Genomic DNA, 21,050 nt, shown 5'->3' with positions numbered 1-21,050 from the left:
TTTTCCCTTATTTTTGTACTACGATATTTTCCTGTGAAGGATCAACATGCTGCAGCTGCAGCTTTTCTGTTGCGATCCGTTCAACCCGGCTGTGATCGCCGAGCGCGTTTTCTTCAAGGATCAGATTTCGCCATTCAATATCCAGTGCATCGCGTTCCAGTACCATCTGCTCGCGTTGCGCCGTTAATAAACGGGTATGGTGAGCCGTTGTGACGACCGTTACAGCCGTCACGATGATGCAAATGAACAAGCAGAGTGGCAGCTTCCCAAACCGCAAAAGATCGTCGCCGATCACGCCAGGCAAGGCATGGCGCTCGTTGCTTCCTAACGAATCCTTAACTTTGCTTAGGGTCTCTGTCACTCTGCTGATCATGCGTTCGTCCTCTCTGCTACACGCAGCACTGAACTACGGGCACGTGGATTCTCTGCCACCTCTTCTTCGCCCGGCATCAACTTGCCTAATGCTCGCAACTGACGGCCACCCAGTTTCCTGAGTTGTTCTTCCGTCATCGGCAGCCCCGCAGGAACCTGTGGACCGCGGCTTTGTTCACGCATGAAGCGTTTCACAATGCGGTCTTCCAGCGAATGGAAGCTGATGATGGATAACCGCCCACCCGGGGCCAGCACGTCGAGCGAGCTTTTTAGCGCCAGCTCTATTTCCTCCAGTTCACTGTTTACCCAGATGCGAACCGCCTGGAAGGTACGGGTCGCGGGATGTTTGTGTTTATCCTTCACCGGTGTTGCAGCGGCAATGACCTCGGCCAGCTCTTTGGTACGGGTCATTGGCTCAACGCGGTTACGCTCAACGATGGCACGCGCAATACGTTTGCCAAAACGTTCCTCGCCGAAGGTTTTGATCACCCAGGCAATATCCGCTTCATCCGCCGTTTGTAACCACTCTGCGGCAGACTGACCGCGGGTAGGATCCATACGCATGTCCAGCGGACCATCACGCATAAAGGAGAAGCCGCGTTCAGCGTCATCAAGCTGTGGTGAAGAGACGCCAAGATCGAGAAGAATTCCGTCGATCTTGCCCGTCAGGCCGCGCTCAGCAACATAGTCTGCGAGCGCAGAGAAAGGTCCATGCACGATGGAAAAACGTGGGTCATCGATGGTTTGTGCAACGGCAATCGCCTGCGGATCGCGATCGATTGCCAGCAGACGTCCTTCCGCTCCAAGCTGGGAGAGGATTAAACGCGAGTGACCACCGCGACCAAAAGTGCCATCAATGTAGATGCCGTCCGGACGAATATTCAGGCCGTTAACGGCCTCATCCAGCAACACCGTTGTATGTTTATAATTTTCCATCATATTTATAGAGACAAGTCCTGCAGCCGTTCCGATAATGTCGCGGAATCAGACTGCTCAGCGTCGATATCTTCCTTGACCTGTTGATACCAGGTCGTTTCATCCCACAGTTCAAACTTGTTGAACTGCCCGACCAGCATCACTTCTTTGGTCAGACCGGCATGTTGCCGCAACACAGGCGCAATCAGTAATCGCCCTGCGCTATCCATCTGACACTCACTGGCATGCCCCAACAACAACCGTTGTACACGGCGTTCCTGCGGGTTCATGCTCGACAGTCGCGACAGCTTTTGCTCAATAATTTCCCATTCAGGCAGGGGGTAAAGCAGCAGGCAGGGGGAGTTGATGTCAATGGTGCACACCATTTGACCTGAAGCGTTCTCAATCAGCTGGTCGCGGTATCGTGTTGGAACCGATAAACGCCCTTTGCTGTCGAGATTGACTAACGTTGCTCCACGGAACATGCCAGCCTCACCCCTCCTCACCACTTTAACCCACAAATTCCCACCTAAAGGAGTTTACGGAGCGATGGAAAAGCTTGTCAAGCCAGGACTCTCTCTCTATCAAGCCGAAAGGGCTCTATTTACAGAGATAAACGGACCTGGTTAATAACCGCACAACTGGCGAGGCAAAATTAACGTTATGAATATTTGTAAGAAAAAATCCGAATATGCACACTAGCGTTAAAGCTCACTCAATATCATCGCAGGGAAATATAAAGTGTCAGTTTGCGACGCGGGCAGCATTTTAAGACATATTCTCAGGGGATGACAGCGCCAGATTCATCGCGGCACTGCGCGAGTGTGCTTGCAGACGTACAAGCTGGCAGGGAGGATGAAAAAACGTCTGAATATTCATCGACCGAATAGGGTTTGTAACAAAATAATACAAAAACAGCGATTAAAAATCGTATAAATGTTCTTTAAGCGTCAGTCTAAAAGACAAAATGAATTAAGAAAAATAGCAGAGCATGATTCTTAAGGAATTATCCTAATTTTTATCCGGGAATTACTCTTGCCAGTTATTTCATCAAAATGGGGCAGTTTTCACCACCCCCAGTGAATGCATTAATGGCGGCTCAAAATTCCGCGACGGTAGAGATTACGTTTGATACGCGTCAGACCCGGCTTGGGTTTCCGTGGCTCATCAAGGCTTGCCAGAACGATCTCCAGCACGCGCTCGGCTACGTCACGATGACGCTGGGCCACTGCCAGTACCGGGCACTGCAGGAAGTCGAGCAGCTCATTATCTCCGAAGGTTGCAATGGCCAAATCGGATGGCAGCTTCCCTTCCCGGCGCAGTGTCACATCCATCACCCCCTGCAGCAGGGCAAATGAGGTCGTGAACAGAGCCTGCGGCATCGGATGCGTTTCCAGCCATTTCTCGAACAGCTGCGCGGCCGCTTCACGCTCATAGCTGTTGGCATACAAATAGTGAACCTCACGCGGATCATCTTTCCAGGCAGTCCTGAACCCTTGTTCACGCAGGAAGCTTACGGAAAGCTCAGGCAACGCGCCAAGATACAGAACGGTTTCTGCCGGGAAGGTTCTCAGTTCCGCTGCCAGCATCTCTGCATCGTCCTGATCGGCACCGACAACGCTGGTGAAATGCTCCCTGTCCAGAGCGCGGTCCAGTGCAACGATAGGGAACGGGTCGTTCGCCCAGCGTTGATAGAACGGGTGCTCTGGTGGTAAAGAGGTTGAAACGATGATGGCATCCACCTGACGCTGAAGCAGGTGCTCAATGCAGCGCATTTCGTTATCGGGCTGGTCTTCCGAACAGGCAATCAGTAACTGATAGCCACGCTGGCGAGCCTGACGTTCAAGATAATTAGCGATACGGGTATAGCTGGTGTTTTCCAGATCGGGGATCACCAGGCCAATAGAGCGGGTGCGTCCGGCGCGTAAGCCAGCTGCGACAGCATTCGGATGGTAGTTATGCTCACGAACCACCGCCATGACTTTTTCAACGGTCTTATCGCTGACACGGTACTGCTTTGCTTTACCGTTAATCACATAGCTGGCTGTGGTTCGTGACACGCCGGCTAGCCGGGCGATTTCATCCAGTTTCACAATTGCCCCTTAAAAAAAGAAAAGAATCCATAGCCCTGTCAAGGTTATGGTTAAATCTTTTAACATCTAAACGCAGAAAAGCCTCCGCGGCAACCGCTTTTATCTGCGTTGTCGGCTGATTACACAAAAAAAAGCCCGGCTTTGGCGACCGGGCAGAAAGAGGCGAACCTTTTTTACAACTAACGCATGATTTTATCGCCGCGCGACAGGCCAACAATACCAGAGCGCGCAACCTCAACAATTTTTGCTACATCCCGCACGGATGCCAGGAAGGCATCCAGCTTATCACTCGTTCCAGCCAACTGAACCGTATATATAGAAGGCGTCACGTCAATAATTTGCCCACGGAAGATATCCGTATTGCGTTTGACCTCTTCACGCCCATAGCCAGTGGCCTGAATTTTAACCAGCATGACTTCACGCTCAACATAAGCGCCCTGCCCCAGCTCGCTCACGCGCAGCACATCAACCAGCTTGTGCAGCTGTTTCTCGATCTGCTCAAGCACTTTGGCGTCGCCGACGGTCTGAATTGTCATGCGTGACAGCGTCGGATCGTCCGTCGGTGCAACGGTCAGGCTTTCGATGTTGTAGCCACGCTGTGCGAAAAGCCCGATGACGCGTGACAGTGCGCCAGACTCGTTTTCCAGTAATACCGATAATATCCGGCGCATATCAGGTTCTCTCCGTTTTGCTTAACCACATTTCGTCCATACCACCACCGCGAATATGCATCGGATAAACGTGTTCTGTGCCATCGACGATGACATCCATGAATACGAGGCGGTTGTTTTTAACGTGCTCAAGCGCTTCACCGAGCTTCGTTTCCAGCTCTGCCGGATCGGTCACCCGCATGCCAACATGACCATATGCCTCAGCCAGACGAACGAAATCAGGTAGTGACGTCATGTACGACTGAGAATGACGACCAGAGTAGATCATATCCTGCCACTGCTTCACCATACCGAGGTAGCCGTTATTCAGGTTCAGCACCAGTACCGGCAGTTCATATTGCAGCGCGGTAGACAACTCCTGAATGTTCATCTGGATACTGCCATCCCCCGTCACGCAGACGACGGTTTCATTTGGCAGAGCCAGCTTCACGCCCAGCGCAGCAGGCAGGCCAAAGCCCATCGTGCCTAAACCACCCGAGTTGATCCAGTGGCGCGGTTTATCAAACGGGTAATAAAGGGCAGCAAACATCTGATGCTGACCAACGTCTGACGTCACATACGCCTCGCCTTTCGTCAGACGCCAGATCGCTTCGATGACCGCCTGCGGCTTAATATGCTCGCTTTGGGTGTCGTACTTCAGGCACTGACGTGCGCGCCACTGCTCAATTTGCTGCCACCAGTCGCGGATCTCATCCAGCGGCTGAGAGACGGTTTCCTGTGTCAGCAGATCCAGCATCTGGTCCAGCACCTGACGGGCATCCCCCACGATCGGCACATCGGCCGGCACTGTTTTTGAGATAGACGTTGGATCGATATCAATGTGCAGCACGGTGGCGTTCGGGCAATATTTTGCCAGGTTGTTGGTGGTACGATCGTCAAAGCGCACACCAACGGCAAAGATCACATCAGAATTGTGCATCGTCATGTTGGCTTCATAGGTACCGTGCATGCCCAGCATACCCAGCGCCTGACGGTGCGTGGCCGGGAATGCCCCCAGTCCCATCAACGATGACGCCACCGGCAAATTTAACGTCTCGACCAGCGTGCGTAGCTGTTCTTCACAGGCTGAGTTAACAGCACCGCCCCCGACGTAGACTACCGGTTTTTTGGCCGCCAGCAGCGTTTGCAACGCACGCTTGATCTGACCTTTGTGTCCCTGCGTCGTAGGATTGTAAGAACGCATGCTCACCGATTCCGGCCAGACATAAGGCAGCTTGTTCGCCGGGTTCAGAATATCTTTCGGCAGATCGACGACAACCGGGCCAGGACGCCCACTAGCCGCCAGCCAGAAGGCTTTTTTCAGTACACCTGGAATATCTTCGGTTTGTTTAACCAGGAAGCTGTGCTTAACAACGGGGCGCGAGATCCCCACCATGTCGCACTCCTGGAACGCATCATAGCCGATCAGCGAAGTCGCCACCTGCCCGGAGAGAATGACCAGCGGGATAGAGTCCATATACGCTGTAGCAATCCCGGTAATGGCGTTTGTCGCCCCGGGGCCAGACGTGACTAACACCACGCCCACTTCCCCCGTTGCACGGGCCAGCCCGTCCGCCATATGTACCGCCGCCTGCTCGTGGCGTACCAGAACATGGTCGATACCGCCTACCGTATGCAGCGCATCATAAATATCGAGGACTGCGCCTCCCGGGTAGCCGAACACCTGCTTCACGCCCTGGTCAATAAGCGATCGAACGACCATTTCCGCGCCAGACAACATCTCCATGCTTTGCCTCCAGGCTTTTGTTATAGACGAACAGCAGAATTCATTTCCACGCCGTCTTACGATCGGGTTAAACCGATCTTATATTTTGCAGAGTGATAGTTACCTTAACCGCTCGTTATGAGGCAGGCAATTAGCAAACCGGGGAAGGCAAGCGGCCAACAAAGCAGAAAAAACAGACATTGCGGGAGGATATGGTGAATTCGTCTGAGATTAGAGAGCGAGTTAATAAATCATCGTTTAAAAGGGAGATGAATCAGGAAATCATCTATTTTTAAGTGCCTGACAGCAGCCAGAAAAAAACGCAAACAGAATAAAATAGCATTAACTTAAAAAAAATCAGGATAAATAACACATCAGTGCCATTTATCCTGATGGGCTTATCGACGACAGACGCTAATAAGCAGCTCCTCCATCCATTGATGCCCTTTATCCCGACCTGCCGCTTCATGCCAGGAGAGATAACAGGTACGGCTATTCAGCTTCAGCGGCAATGGCAGAACTTGCAGGTCTAACTGCTCAGAAAATTCGTCCGCCAGCCAACGAGGTGCAATAGCCACCAGCTGCGTTTGTGAAACGACATTTAATACGCTGACCATTGCCATTCCCTGATAGGCAACGCTTGCCTGTTTATCAGGAGAGTCATACCACGGCAGGCTAAATGAGGCATATCTGTCGAGTGCAACAACAGCATGTTGCTCGTTATAAACGTCATTTTCCCGCAGCGGAGAATTCAGTCGGGGGTGTTTTTTACTGGCAACCAGCACCATTTCATCTTTAAACAGCGGTACACAGGAAAATTCCGGGCGACGGAACTCTTCATATCCCAGAACGAACTCTGTTTCCTGGTAACGCAGCTGATGCTCTGTGTTTTGATTTAGTGATGATTTAAAAACCAGGTGAATATTTGGTGCGATCTCTTCAACTTTATTGTAAATAATGGATGTCAAATAGTTATCTAACGGACTACAGACACAAAGATGGAATACGCGCTCACTGCTGACAGGTTCAAAACCCGACCCCGGCAGTTCATTCTGAACTAATTGCAGCGCCTGACGGATAGAACCGAAGAGCTGAAATGCACGCGCAGTAGGCTGGATCCCTCGACCATAACGCACGAACAATTCGTCATTAAACATGACCTTAAGCCTGGATACAGCATTACTGACGGCGGGCTGGGACATCCCCAGCGACTGGGCTGCTCGCGTAATATTCTGCTCCTGCATAACCGCATCAAATACGGTTAACAGATTAAGATCCACAGTACGTAATTGCGGTTTAATCCCATCAGCAACCTGGATTTGTTTAATATTATTTTCTGGCATTTCTAACTCCACTGTCACGCTAAACTCCCTTTGCCAAAGTACAGTAATAAGTTCGAGAAATATGATTTACCATGCATATACGAGCAGCAAAAGAGAATTGTTTAAAATTCGGAAAATATAAAGAAAAATGCATCGAAAAAGACATTACGCACCTTCAGTAATGAAGAGATAAAAGTCAGTTCATATGATATCAATAACATTAGGATTGGCATGAAACCATAAACCAGAAAAATATACAATCACCGTTCAGGTTAATGATGACTTAAGTATTATTAAACTATTCATGTTAACCTATATCATTTACTTAACAACCGGATGCCGTAAACCGCATTCATGCTCACTGAAACCATTCACATCATTTATAAATTAATGAAATAAAACAAATTTCATATCACTGCAATAAAACACACAAATTATGTTTAATTGATACTAATTATATTTAAAGCATGACAGCACGACATTCTCAGCCCAAAAATAGACAATTAACCTGGTCGAAAAAGAAAAAACCAGCACAATTAGCTAAAGTTAATGTTCTGCTCTGGCCAGCTATCAGGCTCGTTTTACCGTGCAGGGGTTGACATGATGCGCCGTATCCAGTACCACTAAATGCATATCGTATTTAACGGGAGCACGATTCATGATTCGCACCATTCGTTTCACCAGTCTACTACTACTAAACGCATCCACTGTGCGCGGTAGACTGGCGGGCGAAATTCAGCGTTGAATCGTCACCAGTAAGACTAAAAACCCGCGCCATTGCGCGGGTTTTTTTATGCTCGTAGCAAAGCGCCCTAAGACTGACAAGGACCTAACCCATGAGCCAGCAAGTCATTATTTTCGATACAACTTTACGTGACGGTGAACAGGCATTGCAGGCGAGCCTGAGTGTGAAAGAAAAGCTGCAAATTGCGCTGGCTCTCGAACGTATGGGGGTCGACGTGATGGAGGTAGGCTTCCCTGTCTCTTCTCCGGGTGATTTTGAATCGGTACAGACCATTGCGCGTACCATTAAAAACAGCCGCGTCTGCGCCCTGGCACGCTGCGTTGAGAAAGATATCGACGTTGCTGCCGAGTCGCTGAAAGTTGCAGAAGCCTTCCGTATTCATACCTTTATTGCCACGTCGCCAATGCACATTGCGACCAAGTTGCGCAGCACGCTGGATGAGGTTATTGAACGCGCAATTTACATGGTCAAACGTGCGCGTAACTACACAGATGACGTTGAGTTCTCCTGTGAAGATGCTGGCCGTACACCCATTGACGATCTGGCGCGCGTAGTTGAAGCCGCGATCAATGCCGGTGCCAAAACTATCAATATCCCGGACACCGTCGGCTACACCATGCCGTTTGAATTCTCCAACATTATTACCGGCCTGTATGAGCGTGTGCCAAACATTGATAAAGCAATTATCTCCGTTCACACCCATGACGATCTGGGCCTGGCCGTCGGTAACGCCATTGCCGCCGTCCACGCCGGGGCGCGTCAGGTAGAAGGCGCAATGAACGGCATCGGTGAACGTGCGGGTAACTGTGCGCTGGAAGAAGTGATCATGGCGATCAAGGTGCGCAAAGACATCATGAACGTACACACCCGCATCAATCACAATGAAATCTGGCGCACCAGCCAGACTGTCAGCCAGATTTGCAACATGCCAGTTCCTGCTAACAAAGCCATTGTCGGCACTGGCGCATTCGCACACTCCTCGGGTATCCACCAGGACGGGGTGCTGAAAAACCGCGAAAACTACGAAATCATGACCCCGGAATCTATCGGCCTGAACCAGGTTCAGCTGAACCTGACCTCCCGCTCCGGCCGTGCCGCGGTAAAACACCGTATGGAAGAGATGGGTTATAAGGACAGCGACTACAACATGGATCAGCTGTATGACGCCTTCCTGAAACTGGCCGACAAAAAAGGCCAGGTGTTTGATTACGATCTGGAAGCCCTGGCTTTCATCAACAAACAGCAGGAAGAGCCAGAGCACTTCCGTCTGGATTACTTCAGCGTGCAGTCCGGCTCCAGCGATATCGCTACCGCGTCGGTCAAACTGGCCTGCGGCGACGAAGTTACAGCCGAAGCGGCCAACGGTAATGGCCCAGTCGACGCCATCTACCGGGCGATTAACCGCGTCACAGGGTACGACGTGGAACTGGTCAAATATGATCTGACGGCTAAAGGTCAGGGGGAAAATGCCCTGGGTCAGGTGGATATCGTCGTCAACCACAATGGTCGCCGCTTCCACGGCGTGGGTCTCGCAACCGACATCGTTGAATCGTCCGCAAAAGCGATGGTGCACGTCCTGAACAATATCTGGCGCGCCGCCGAAGTCGAAAAAGAGTTGCAACGCAAAGCTCAGAATAAAGAGAACAACAAGGAAACCGTGTAATGTCGAAGAATTACCATATTGCTGTGTTGCCGGGTGACGGTATTGGCCCGGAAGTGATGGCACAGGCGCTGAAAGTACTGGAAGCCGTTCGTTCGCGTTTTGCGATGAAAATTACCACCAGCCACTACGACGTGGGCGGTATTGCTATCGACAATCACGGTACGCCGCTGCCAAAAGCGACCGTCGAAGGCTGCGAAAATGCCGACGCCGTCCTGTTTGGTTCCGTGGGAGGCCCGAAATGGGAACATCTGCCTCCCGCAGAGCAACCTGAGCGCGGCGCGCTGTTGCCACTGCGTAAGCATTTCAAACTGTTCAGCAACCTGCGTCCGGCAAAGCTGTACCAGGGTCTGGAAGAGTTCTGCCCGCTGCGCGCGGATATCGCGGCCAATGGCTTCGACATTCTGTGCGTACGTGAACTGACCGGCGGTATCTATTTTGGCCAACCAAAAGGCCGTGAAGGCAGCGGACAGCATGAGAAAGCCTTTGATACCGAGGTGTATCACCGTTTTGAAATTGAACGCATTGCCCATATCGCGTTTGAGTCTGCACGTAAACGCCATCATAAAGTGACGTCTATCGATAAAGCGAACGTTCTGCAGTCTTCCATTTTGTGGCGTGAGATTGTCAGTGAAATCGCCAAAGAGTATCCGGACGTTGAGCTGACACATATGTACATTGATAACGCGACCATGCAGCTGATTAAAGATCCGTCCCAGTTTGACGTGCTGCTGTGCTCCAACCTGTTCGGCGACATCCTGTCGGACGAGTGCGCGATGATCACCGGTTCAATGGGCATGTTGCCTTCCGCCAGCCTGAATGAAGAAGGGTTTGGCCTGTATGAACCTGCGGGCGGCTCTGCTCCGGATATTGCCGGCAAAAATATCGCCAACCCGATTGCGCAGATCCTCTCTCTGGCCCTGCTGCTGCGCTACAGCCTTGATGCAGGCGATGCAGCCGCTGCTATTGAAAGCGCCGTGAATCGTGCGTTAGAAGAAGGTGTCCGTACCGGTGATTTAGCACGCGGCGCGGCAGCAGTCAGTACCGATGAAATGGGCGATATCATTGCCCGCTATGTTGCTGAAGGGGTGTAATCATGGCGAAGACGTTATATGAAAAATTGTTTGATGCGCACGTTGTCTACGAGGCACCAAACGAAACCCCGCTGCTGTACATCGACAGGCATCTGGTGCATGAAGTGACCTCCCCACAGGCATTTGACGGACTGCGTGCGCACAAGCGCCCGGTACGTCAGCCGGGTAAAACCTTCGCGACAATGGATCACAACGTCTCCACCCAGACCAAAGATATCAATGCGTCGGGTGAGATGGCACGTATCCAGATGCAGGAACTGATTAAGAACTGCAACGAGTTTGGCGTTGAACTGTACGACCTGAACCATCCGTACCAGGGCATCGTCCACGTGATGGGGCCAGAACAGGGCATTACCCTGCCGGGTATGACCATCGTCTGTGGTGACTCTCATACCGCGACACACGGTGCGTTTGGCGCACTGGCGTTCGGTATTGGTACATCTGAAGTTGAACATGTTCTGGCAACGCAAACCCTGAAACAGGGTCGTGCCAAAACCATGAAGATTGAAGTGAAGGGCAAAGCCGCCCCGGGCATCACCGCCAAAGACATTGTGCTGGCCATCATCGGTAAAACAGGTAGCGCAGGTGGTACTGGCCACGTGGTGGAATTCTGCGGTGAAGCTATCCAGGCGCTGAGCATGGAAGGTCGTATGACCCTGTGCAACATGGCCATTGAAATGGGGGCCAAAGCAGGCCTGGTCGCGCCAGACGAAACGACCTTTAACTATGTGAAAGGGCGTTTGCACGCACCAAAAGACCAGAATTACGTCGATGCCGTTGAATACTGGAAAACCCTGAAAACCGACGACGGTGCAACCTTTGATACCGTTGTTACCCTGCAGGCGGAAGAGATTGCCCCGCAGGTCACCTGGGGGACGAACCCAGGCCAGGTCATTTCCGTGAATGACACCATCCCTGACCCGGCCTCTTTCACCGATCCGGTAGAGCGCGCCAGCGCAGAAAAAGCACTGGCCTATATGGGGCTGAAACCGGGCGTGCCAGTGACCGATGTGACCATTGATAAAGTGTTCATCGGCTCTTGCACCAACTCACGCATTGAAGATTTACGCGCTGCGGCAGAGATTGCCAAAGGTCGCAAAGTCGCTCCGGGTGTGCAGGCGCTGGTCGTGCCGGGTTCTGGCCCTGTGAAAGCGCAGGCGGAAGCAGAAGGCCTGGACAAGATCTTTATCGAAGCGGGCTTCGAGTGGCGCTTGCCTGGCTGCTCCATGTGTCTGGCGATGAACAATGACCGCCTGAACCCGGGTGAGCGTTGTGCCTCCACCAGCAACCGTAACTTTGAAGGCCGTCAGGGCCGCGGTGGGCGTACCCATCTGGTCAGCCCGGCAATGGCCGCTGCGGCGGCAGTCACCGGCCACTTCGCCGATATTCGCAGCCTGAAATAAGGAGACAATCATGGCAGAGAAATTTACCCAACATACGGGTCTGGTTGTCCCACTGGATGCAGCCAACGTCGATACCGATGCGATCATTCCTAAGCAGTTTTTGCAGAAAGTCACCCGAACCGGTTTTGGCGCGCACCTGTTTAACGACTGGCGTTTCCTGGATGACAAAGGCGAAGTCCCTAACCCGGAATTCGTCCTGAACTTCCCGGCATACAAAGGTGCATCGATTCTGCTGGCGCGGGAAAACTTTGGCTGTGGCTCTTCCCGTGAACATGCGCCCTGGGCACTGACCGACTACGGCTTTAAAGTGGTTATTGCCCCGAGCTTTGCCGATATCTTCTACGGCAACAGCTTCAACAACCAGCTGCTGCCGGTGACGCTGAGCGACGAGCAGGTAGACGAGCTGTTCGCTCTGGTTAAGGCTAATCCCGGTATTGCGTTTGAAGTGGATCTGGAAGCAGAAGTGGTCAAGGCGGGTGAGAAGACCTACAGCTTCAGTATTGATACGTTCCGTCGTCACTGCATGTTAAACGGTCTGGACAGCATTGGACTGACGCTGCAACACGAAGATGCCATTGCCGCATACGAACATAAACAACCTGCGTTTATGAATTAAACATCTGGCCCGCAGTGTATCCTGCGGGTCAGATCTTCCGCCGCCCTTCCCCGTTTTTTTCTCGCATGCAAGAACCTGGCAGAAATAATCACGCCAATCACATTATATTTAAGGTGAATTTAATAAACATTTTGCATAATAACCTACATATCAGGTTACTACGTGAAACAGTATGAAAAACCAAAATAGCAATGAGTCTCAACTCCGTTCTCATGAAATACATAAATGCACATTAATCAGCGTGATCGTCAATATATTCCTGACGAGTTTTCAAATCGTTGCCGGTTTATTTTCCGGTTCGCAGGGGTTAATTGCTGATGGTATTCATTCTCTTTCCGATTTATCCTCTGACTTTGTCGTTCTGATTGCCAATAAAAAAAGCCAGAAAGCCTCTGATACCGATCATCACTATGGTCACCTCCGTTTTGAAAACGGGGCGAAGCTGATTATCGGGGTTATCTTATTTCTGGTCGGTGCCGGAATGCTCTGGTCTGCGGGCAATAAGCTGCTACACCCCGAGACACATCAGGTCGTCAAAGGGGCGGCTCTGTGGGTCGCCATACTGGCTCTGGTGATTAAAGAGGGGCTGTTCAGGTACATGTACGCAACGGGGAAACGCATTCAGTCATCGCTGCTTATTGCCAATGCCTGGCACGCGCGTTCCGACGCGGCCTCGTCTGTTGTTGTTGCTATCGGTATTGCCGGTAATTTACTGGGTTTCCACTCTATGGATCTGGTTGCCGCACTGATTGTCGGTATTTTTATCGCCCACATGGGGTATAAATTCTCTGCCGATGCCCTCCATGATTTGATGGATCGCTCGCTTGAGCCAGACATGGAACACGAAATCAGAACGTGCCTGTTATCTACAGAAGGTGTTATTAACATTCACGATTTAAAAACCCGCAAGATGGGTGATTTAGCCCTGGTCGATGTTCATCTGGAAGTGAATGGAAAATTAAGCGTAAAAGAAGGACATGATATTGCCGTCAATGCCAGAAACAGAGTCATGAGCAAATTTAACGTGCTTAATGTGATGACGCATATCGATCCTGCGCATTAACGCGTATTGATGCAAACAGTGTGACCGACATTTTCTGGCGTTAAGGTTTCGTTAATTAATAGACGTCACACTGCATCACATTAGCTCTCTCATCATTGAGGTAAATAGCGATGACCCCAACAATACGCAGTACGCTTCCACATAAAGAAACGCCTTTTCTTCGCGTACTGCACATCATTGTTGCAGTGCTGGTACTGGCTCAGATTATCAATTCTAACTACACCGTAAGTGAAGCACTCAGTGAATCTGGTTTCACGAGTATCGTCACCTGGATACATGTCATCTCAGGCTTTGGGTTAATTTTCTGCGGTATTGCTATGATGGCGTGGATGTTAACGCAACGTGGATTTAAATATTACTACGCCTGGATGACGCTGGATTTCCGCGGGATCGTTGACGACATTCGCACCCTGACACAACGCCAGCTCCCGGATGCCCATGCTGGCGGTATGGCCGCAACGGTGCAGGGTTTAGGCGTGCTGGCTCTGCTGGGTGTTGCCGTCTGTGGCGCAGCCTGGTTCGTACTGAACGCAACGATCGGACCCGTCTCCTCTCTTACCGAGTCGGTACTGGATCTGCATAAATTCCTGACGGTCTTTATCGAAACCTATTTCTGGGCACACGGCTTTATGGGGATAGCCCATATGTACCTGACATTACGCGCACAGCGGAAATATCAGTACTCAGAATAATGCAGTAACAGGCATGTTCTCTGAGCCAGAACGGTTTCTGGCTCAGACCTTCGCAACAGGCTACACGTCTTTCACACGGCAGGTCAGCAGGAGCGTCACGACCGAGATTGCCGCAATCATCCAGTACACCGCCGCATGCCCATAGCTTTGCGACAGCGCACCCTGAATCACCCCCGCCAGAATCACCCCGGTTGAAATACTGTTCGTAAACAATGTTGTCGCAGAGCCTGCGCGTCCCGGCATCAGATCCTGGAACCAGAGCATACCAATCCCGGCGACAATCCCGATAAATACCGCATTAAACAGCTGTAATATCAGTAGTGCTTCGCGCGAGTGAAAGAAGATAAGCCCCAGATAGAACACCACTCCTGCCGCGACAGCAATGACCATCATCTTACGTTTTCCTGAACGCTTAACGTAATACCCGGCCAGAATCATCGCCGGAATTTCCAGACCCGCGGCGGTACCCATCAAGATCCCGGCAAGCTTATCCGGTAACCCCAGATCGCTGCTGATCCACAATGGCATATCAATGATGTACATCGTGTTGCAGGTCCACATCAGCGTGGAGGCAATAAACAGCATACGGACATTTTTATCCTGCCAGCCGCTCGCCTGCGTAGCGGGTCTGTCCGCCACCGGCTCAATGCGAGCCACCGAAGGCAGGGCAAATGCCACTAACACCAGGCTGATGACAAAAATCCCGGCGGCGATGGAAAACATGGTGGTAAAGCCATAATTCAGCGCCAGCATAAACGCCAGCGGCGGGCCAATCACCCACGCCAGAGAGAGCTGCGCACGCATGACCGAGCTGAACATCACCACTTCACGCGCAGAGTTATCCGCATATTCACGAGCCAGCGCGAACAGCTGTGGCATGGCGGTATTAGCCAGAGATGCCAGCAGAACACCACAGGTGATGAGCGTAAGGTAATGACGATTGAACGCAAACAGCAGCGCATTCCCGACGGCCATTGCGCAGCAAAACAGGATCAGTTTGCGGCGATCGCCCTGGCTGTCCGAGCGTTTTGCCAGCCACAGGCTGACCAGGATCCCGGCAATGGCGTTGACGGTATAAAACAGGCCAATCCAGAACGGCTGCGCCCCCACCTCGCGGCTCAGAAACAGGCTCAGCGTCGGTGCCTGAAGCGCCCCCGCCACACCCATCATAAAGGCCACCAGCATAAAAGCGGCATACACGCCATTCAGGCGTCGCCCCATCGTCATCAACCAGAGCATGCGCAAATCCTTGTGAAAGCGAATCGAAATTGGGTGAAATAGTAAACGAAAAAAGCCAGCAAAAACATTTTGCTGGCGGGTGATTAGCACCAATACTCAGTCACACATGATCGAGGTGAGTTAGCGAGAAAAGGTCGTTTTCGTAACGTCCCACTGCATCAATTCTTCCAGCGTTCTCAGCCGTTGATCTGCACACTGACGGGCCAGCCAGGACACTCCTTTTGTCGCTGAAAAGTACTGCTGATAAAACTGACGTGCGGTAGACCTCTTCATAATTTACCTCCTCACTTCATCGGGAAGAATTATTGGCCTAATATAGGGATTAATAAATTGCTGATTTTTTGTCAGGAGTTCCCCTTTTATGCCTTCTGGTCGTCTGCAACAACAATTCATCCGCCTCTGGCAGTGCTGCGAGGGGCAGTCGAAGGAGACTACGCTGAACGAGCTGGCCGACCTGCTGAACTGCTCTCGTCGCCATATGCGAACGCTGCTCAACACCATGCAGCAACAGGGCTGGTTAAACTGGGAGGCCGAGGCCGGACGCGGCAAGCGCTCGCGTCTGACCTTTCTCTACACCGGGCTGGCGTTGCAGCAACAACGCGCGGAAGACCTGCTTGAACAGGACAGAATCGACCAACTGGTACAGCTGGTGGGCGACAAAGCGGCAGTACGCCAGATGCTGGTTTCCCATCTCGGGAGAAGTTTTCGTCAGGGTCGCCACATCCTGCGGGTGCTCTACTATCGTCCGATGAAAAACCTGTTACCCGGTACGGCGTTGCGCCGTTCAGAAACCCATATGGCCCGGCAAATATTCAGCGGCCTGACGCGCATAAATGAGGAAAACGGGGAACTGGAAGCCGATGTCGCGCACCACTGGCAGCAACTTTCTCCCCTGCACTGGCGCTTCTTTTTACGTCCTGGTATTCATTTCCACCACGGCCGTGAGCTGGAGATCAGCGACGTCATCAATTCGCTTCAGCGGGCATGCACTCTTCCTCTTTATGGCCACATATCGCGGATCCACTCCCCTACGGCATGGACTGTTGATATCGAACTGTCCGAGCCTGACCAGTGGCTTCCGTGGCTAATGGGCTATATCCCGTCGATGATCCTGCCGCGTGAATGGGATTCCCTGCCCCATTTTGCCAGCCAGCCCGTGGGAACAGGACCTTACGCGGTAACGCGCAATACCAACAACCAGCTGAAAATTCGCGCCTTTGACGACTACTTTGGTTATCGCGCGCTGATCGACGAAGTCAACGTCTGGGTTCTGCCTGAAATCAGCGAGGAGCTGAGCTGCGGATTAACGCTGGAAGGGTCAACCGAAGGAGAAAAAGCGGTTGAAAGCCGTCTGGAAGAGGGCTGCTATTACCTGCTGTTTGACGCCCGCAGCCACCGAGGTGCCAGCCGCGACGTGCGCAGATGGGTGAGCCACGTGCTTTCCCCGGCCAATCTTATCTATCAGGCGGAGGAGCAATACCAGACTTACTGGTTCCCGGCCTACGGTCTGCTCCCGCGCTGGCATCACGCCCGACCGGTTCACGGCGAAAAGCCCGCCGGACTGGAGTCGATCACCCTGACCTATTATCGCGACCACGTGGAACACCGCTTTATCGCCCGCATCATGAGCAAGCTGCTGGCTGCCGAAGGCGTTCAACTGGACATCCAGGAAATAGATTATGATGAATGGCATCGCGGGGAGATAGTCAGCGATATCTGGCTGAACAGCGCCAACTTTACCCTGCCACTCGATTTCTCACTCTTTTCGCACCTGTATGAAGTTCCGCTGATCCAACACTGCATTGACCGGGACTGGCAGCAGGACGCCGCACAGTGGCGCGCGGGAGAAATGAACCTGGCCTCATGGTGCCAGCAGTTGCTGGCGCAACAGGCGATTGTGCCGCTCATCCACCACTGGCTGATGATTCAGGGTCAGCGCAGTATGCGTGGCTTACGGATGAACACCCTGGGCTGGTTTGATTTCAAATCCGCCTGGTTTGCCCCACCGGAACCATAACACTTTCGTAATATTCGCCAAATCATTACAATACCGCCGTTCTCAACGGGGTGCTGCATCACTGATGTGCGCTGAGATAATACCCGTCGAACCTGATCCGGATAACGCCGGCGAAGGGATTTGAGGCTGTCGCTCAAAATCCTTTGCCACTCAACTTTGAGGTGCAAAGTGTTAAAAAAAATTCTTCCCCTTCTGGTGCTGTTTGCGCTGCCTGCTGTTGCGAAGCCCGTCCTGACGGTCTACACCTATGACTCCTTCTCTGCCGACTGGGGCCCTGGCCCGGCGGTGAAAAAAGCCTTTGAAGCCGACTGCAACTGCGAGCTGAAGTTCGTGGCGCTGGAGGATGGCGTTTCACTGCTTAACCGTCTGCGCATGGAAGGGAAAAACAGCAAAGCCGACGTGGTGCTCGGTCTGGATAACAACCTGCTGGATGCGGCGTCGCAAACCAGACTGTTTGCCAAAAGCGGTGTCGCCACCGATGCCGTCAACGTCCCTGGTGGCTGGAAAAACGATACCTTTGTCCCGTTCGATTACGGCTACTTTGCTTTTGTCTATGACAAAAACAAGCTGAAGAACCCACCGAAAAGCCTGAAAGAGCTGGTTGAAAGCGACCAGAAATGGCGCGTGATTTATGAAGATCCGCGCACCAGTACGCCAGGCCTGGGCCTGCTGCTGTGGATGCAGAAAGTCTACGGTGACAAAGCGCCGGAAGCATGGCAGAAACTGGCGGCGAAAACCGTCACCGTCACAAAAGGCTGGAGCGAAGCGTATGGCCTGTTCCTGAAGGGAGAAAGTGACCTGGTGCTCAGCTACACGACCTCTCCGGCCTACCACATTATTGCCGAGAAGAAGGACAACTACGCCGCTGCTGATTTTGCGGAAGGTCACTACCTTCAGGTGGAAGTTGCAGCACGTACCGCCGCCAGTAAACAGCCAGAACTGGCCGAGAAGTTCCTGAAATTTATGGTTTCTCCGGCGTTCCAGAATACGATCCCGACGGGCAACTGGATGTACCCGGTGACCAATGTGGCCCTGCCAGCGGGCTTTGATACGCTGTCTAAACCGCAAACCTCACTGGAGTTTACGCCGCAACAGGTCGCCGCACAGCGTGCTGCATGGGTAAGTGAATGGCAACGCGCAGTCAGCCATTAATTCCCGGCTGGTTACTTCCCGGACTGCTCGCTGCCGTATTGATGGTAGCGGTCAGTCTGGGGGCATTTCTTGCGTTGTGGTTAAACGCACCAGAAAGCGACGTGCTCACACTCTGGCATGACAGCTATCTCTGGCATGTTATCCGTTTCTCCTTCTGGCAGGCATTTCTCTCTGCACTGCTGTCGGTTTTCCCGGCGATCTTCCTGTCCCGGGCACTTTATCGCAGGCGTTTTCCTGGCAGACAGGCACTTCTGCGCCTGTGCGCTATGACGCTGATCCTGCCCGTTCTGGTGGCCGTATTCGGTATTCTGAGCGTCTATGGACGCCAGGGCTGGCTGGCCTCACTCTGTAACCTGCTTGGTCTGGAGTGGACATTCTCCCCTTACGGACTGAAGGGTATTCTGCTGGCGCATATCTTTTTCAATATGCCGATGGCGACAAGGCTCTTTTTGCAGGCGCTGGAGAATATTCCCGGCGAGCAGCGCCAGCTGGCTGCACAGCTCGGCATGCACGGCTGGTCGTTCTTCCGCTTTGTCGAATGGCCGTGGCTGCGCAGGCAAATCCCCCCCGTTGCGGCGCTGATCTTTATGCTCTGCTTTGCCAGTTTTGCCACCGTACTTTCACTCGGTGGCGGGCCGCAGGCAACGACCATTGAGCTGGCGATTTATCAGGCGTTAAATTTCGACTACGACCCCGGGCGTGCGGCGCTGCTGGCGATAGTACAGATGGCATGCTGCCTTGTCCTGGTGCTCCTCAGCCAGCGGCTGAGTAAAGCCATTCCACCCGGTAGTAACCAGATAGCAGGCTGGCGCGATCCGCAGGACAGCCTGTACAGCCGCATTACCGATTTTATCCTCATCTCGCTGGCGCTGATGCTTCTGCTGCCGCCGCTGATGGCCGTCATCGTCGATGGTCTGAACATCAATCTGGTGTCCGTTTTGCAACAGCCCATGCTCTGGCAAGCCACCTGGACTTCGCTGCGGATCGCACTGGCCGCAGGCATGCTGTGCGTCATTCTGACCATGATGTTGCTGTGGAGCAGCCGTGAACTCTATGCCCGCCATGCGCAAAAAGCCGGGCAAGCGCTGGAACTCACGGGGATGCTGATTCTGGCCATGCCGGGCATTGTTTTGGCTACCGGCTTCTTTTTACTGTTCAACAGCACCATTGGTTTGCCGGAAAGCGCTGACGGCATCGTCATCTTTACCAATGCCCTGATGGCAATCCCTTACGCTCTCAAGGTGCTGGAAACCCCGATGCGTGACGTCAACAGCCGCTACAGCTTACTGTGCCAGTCGCTTGGTATGCAGGGCTGGCAACGGCTAAAGGTCGTCGAGCTGCGCGCACTAAAGCGCCCGCTGGCACAGGCGCTGGCGTTCGCCTGTGTGCTATCGATTGGTGATTTTGGCGTCGTGGCGCTCTTCGGCAATGAAGATTTCCGTACACTGCCATACTGGCTGTATCAGCAAATTGGCTCCTACCGTAGCCAGGATGGTGCCGTCACGGCGCTATTACTGCTGCTGCTGTGTTTTGCGTTATTTACCGCTATCGAAAAACTCCCGGGGCGTGATGTTAAAACTGATTGATGTAACCTGGCTCTATCAGCACCTGCCAATGCGTTTCACCCTTTCCGTGCATCAAGGGGAAATGATTGCAATCCTTGGCCCCAGCGGAGCAGGAAAGAGTACCTTGCTCAATCTGATCGCCGGTTTTCTGCAACCGGCAAGCGGGTCAATACTGATTGAAAACGGTGACCATTCCCACACTCCACCGGCTAAGCGTCATGTCTCGATGCTGTTTCAGGAAAATAACCTGTTCACGCATCTGACGGTACGGCAAAACATCGCGCTGGGGATGGATCCGGGGCTGAAGCTGAACGACGCACAGCGACAGAAGCTGGAGATCATTGCCGCGCAAATGGGGATCACCGACTTGATTGACCGGCTGCCAGGAGAGCTTTCCGGCGGCCAGCGTCAGCGTGTGGCGCTGGCCCGCTGTCTGGTGCGTGAGCAGCCAATACTGCTGCTGGACGAACCGTTCTCGGCACTCGACCCGGCCCTGCGCCAGGAGATGCTTTCTCTGGTGAAGGACGTCTGCCAGCGCCAGCAGCTTACGATGCTGATGGTTTCGCACAGTATCGAAGATGCTGCACGGATTGCACCGCGATCGGTGGTCATTGCTGACGGGCGAATTGCATGGGATGGAGAGACAGAAGCACTGTTAAGCGGAAAAACCAGCGCCTCGGAATTACTGGGGATCAAACCGTAGGCCGGGCAAACGAAGCACCGCCC

Annotated in this window: 20 protein-coding genes and 1 riboswitch; of the genes, 11 read left to right on the top strand and 9 right to left on the bottom strand. The window is 52.6% G+C overall.

All coding sequences use genetic code 11. From position 1 onward, the window contains the following. Positions 1–7 precede the first annotated feature (7 nt). The 7 genes from ftsL to leuO form a co-directional block, all read right to left on the bottom strand. Positions 8–373: a cell division protein FtsL gene (gene ftsL / locus ACHHZ6_RS05095; RefSeq protein WP_014830643.1), complete on the bottom strand. Its 366-nt coding sequence runs from the start codon at positions 371–373 to the stop codon at positions 8–10. Continuing rightward, positions 370–1,311, bottom strand: a complete 942-nt coding sequence (rsmH, locus tag ACHHZ6_RS05090) for a 16S rRNA (cytosine(1402)-N(4))-methyltransferase RsmH (protein WP_182273741.1) — start codon at positions 1,309–1,311, stop codon at positions 370–372. Before rsmH ends, ftsL begins: the two co-directional genes overlap by 4 nt. Positions 1,312–1,313: 2 nt before the next feature. Then, positions 1,314–1,772: a division/cell wall cluster transcriptional repressor MraZ gene (gene mraZ / locus ACHHZ6_RS05085; RefSeq protein ID WP_014882537.1), complete on the bottom strand. Its 459-nt coding sequence runs from the start codon at positions 1,770–1,772 to the stop codon at positions 1,314–1,316. 603 nt (positions 1,773–2,375) lie between these two features. Further along, entirely contained in the window at positions 2,376–3,380 is a 1,005-nt protein-coding gene (gene cra, locus ACHHZ6_RS05080; protein WP_182273740.1) for a catabolite repressor/activator, read from the bottom strand. Positions 3,381–3,559: 179 nt separating this feature from the next. Continuing rightward, a complete protein-coding gene (gene ilvN, locus ACHHZ6_RS05075; protein WP_182273739.1) occupies positions 3,560–4,051 on the bottom strand; it encodes an acetolactate synthase small subunit in 492 nt (163 codons plus the stop codon). A 1-nt stretch (position 4,052) separates the two neighbouring features. Continuing rightward, complete coding sequence (gene ilvI / locus ACHHZ6_RS05070; protein WP_182273738.1) at positions 4,053–5,777, bottom strand: acetolactate synthase 3 large subunit; 1,725 nt, start codon at positions 5,775–5,777, stop codon at positions 4,053–4,055. 377 nt (positions 5,778–6,154) lie between these two features. After that, positions 6,155–7,099, bottom strand: coding sequence for a transcriptional regulator LeuO (leuO, locus tag ACHHZ6_RS05065; protein WP_182273737.1), 945 nt, complete (start codon positions 7,097–7,099; stop codon positions 6,155–6,157). Between the two features lie 637 nt (positions 7,100–7,736). On the opposite strand from leuO, the gene leuL reads away from it, so the two are divergent. The 7 genes from leuL (at position 7,737) to ACHHZ6_RS05030 (ending at position 14,351) form a co-directional block, all read left to right on the top strand. Beyond that, on the top strand, positions 7,737–7,823 hold the full coding sequence (gene leuL / locus ACHHZ6_RS05060) for a leu operon leader peptide (protein WP_182274624.1): 87 nt from the start codon (positions 7,737–7,739) through the stop codon (positions 7,821–7,823). 91 nt (positions 7,824–7,914) lie between these two features. After that, on the top strand, positions 7,915–9,486 hold the full coding sequence (leuA, locus tag ACHHZ6_RS05055; protein ID WP_182273736.1) for a 2-isopropylmalate synthase: 1,572 nt from the start codon (positions 7,915–7,917) through the stop codon (positions 9,484–9,486). Continuing rightward, positions 9,486–10,577, top strand: coding sequence for a 3-isopropylmalate dehydrogenase (gene leuB, locus ACHHZ6_RS05050; RefSeq protein WP_395121870.1), 1,092 nt, complete (start codon positions 9,486–9,488; stop codon positions 10,575–10,577). The genes leuA and leuB overlap by 1 nt, the downstream gene beginning before the upstream one ends. A gap of 2 nt (positions 10,578–10,579) precedes the next feature. Next, positions 10,580–11,980, top strand: a complete 1,401-nt coding sequence (leuC, locus tag ACHHZ6_RS05045; RefSeq protein WP_182919396.1) for a 3-isopropylmalate dehydratase large subunit — start codon at positions 10,580–10,582, stop codon at positions 11,978–11,980. A gap of 10 nt (positions 11,981–11,990) precedes the next feature. Then, positions 11,991–12,596, top strand: a complete 606-nt coding sequence (gene leuD, locus ACHHZ6_RS05040; protein WP_395121869.1) for a 3-isopropylmalate dehydratase small subunit — start codon at positions 11,991–11,993, stop codon at positions 12,594–12,596. Between the two features lie 172 nt (positions 12,597–12,768). Beyond that, positions 12,769–13,659, top strand: coding sequence for a cation diffusion facilitator family transporter (locus ACHHZ6_RS05035; protein WP_395121868.1), 891 nt, complete (start codon positions 12,769–12,771; stop codon positions 13,657–13,659). 110 nt (positions 13,660–13,769) lie between these two features. Further along, positions 13,770–14,351 (top strand): cytochrome b/b6 domain-containing protein, encoded by a 582-nt coding sequence (locus tag ACHHZ6_RS05030; protein WP_182273731.1) that lies wholly within the window; start codon positions 13,770–13,772, stop codon positions 14,349–14,351. A 60-nt stretch (positions 14,352–14,411) separates the two neighbouring features. Here ACHHZ6_RS05030 and ACHHZ6_RS05025 read toward each other — a convergent pair whose 3' ends face one another. Beyond that, positions 14,412–15,590, bottom strand: coding sequence for a sugar efflux transporter (locus ACHHZ6_RS05025; protein ID WP_395121867.1), 1,179 nt, complete (start codon positions 15,588–15,590; stop codon positions 14,412–14,414). Between the two features lie 120 nt (positions 15,591–15,710). Continuing rightward, complete coding sequence (gene sgrT / locus ACHHZ6_RS05020) at positions 15,711–15,863, bottom strand: glucose uptake inhibitor SgrT (RefSeq protein ID WP_182273729.1); 153 nt, start codon at positions 15,861–15,863, stop codon at positions 15,711–15,713. Positions 15,864–15,951: 88 nt separating this feature from the next. Between sgrT and sgrR the strand changes: the two genes are divergently transcribed. The 4 genes from sgrR (at position 15,952) to thiQ (ending at position 21,027) form a co-directional block, all read left to right on the top strand. Beyond that, positions 15,952–17,607, top strand: a complete 1,656-nt coding sequence (gene sgrR, locus ACHHZ6_RS05015) for an HTH-type transcriptional regulator SgrR (protein WP_182273728.1) — start codon at positions 15,952–15,954, stop codon at positions 17,605–17,607. Between the two features lie 36 nt (positions 17,608–17,643). Further along, a riboswitch (TPP riboswitch) is annotated at positions 17,644–17,744 on the top strand. Positions 17,745–17,775: 31 nt separating this feature from the next. Then, a complete protein-coding gene (thiB, locus tag ACHHZ6_RS05010) occupies positions 17,776–18,759 on the top strand; it encodes a thiamine ABC transporter substrate binding subunit (RefSeq protein WP_182273727.1) in 984 nt (327 codons plus the stop codon). Continuing rightward, positions 18,735–20,345: a thiamine/thiamine pyrophosphate ABC transporter permease ThiP gene (gene thiP, locus ACHHZ6_RS05005; protein ID WP_395121866.1), complete on the top strand. Its 1,611-nt coding sequence runs from the start codon at positions 18,735–18,737 to the stop codon at positions 20,343–20,345. The genes thiB and thiP overlap by 25 nt, the downstream gene beginning before the upstream one ends. Continuing rightward, a complete protein-coding gene (gene thiQ, locus ACHHZ6_RS05000; protein WP_395121865.1) occupies positions 20,329–21,027 on the top strand; it encodes a thiamine ABC transporter ATP-binding protein ThiQ in 699 nt (232 codons plus the stop codon). The genes thiP and thiQ overlap by 17 nt, the downstream gene beginning before the upstream one ends. Positions 21,028–21,050: the final 23 nt, after the last annotated feature.

It is taken from the genome of Enterobacter cloacae complex sp. 2024EL-00214, from assembly GCF_043945575.1.
Taxonomy (GTDB): Bacteria; Pseudomonadota; Gammaproteobacteria; order Enterobacterales; family Enterobacteriaceae; genus Enterobacter; species Enterobacter cloacae_P.
Note: the sequence above shows the minus strand (reverse complement) of the source record. Positions and strands in the feature narration are given on the sequence as shown.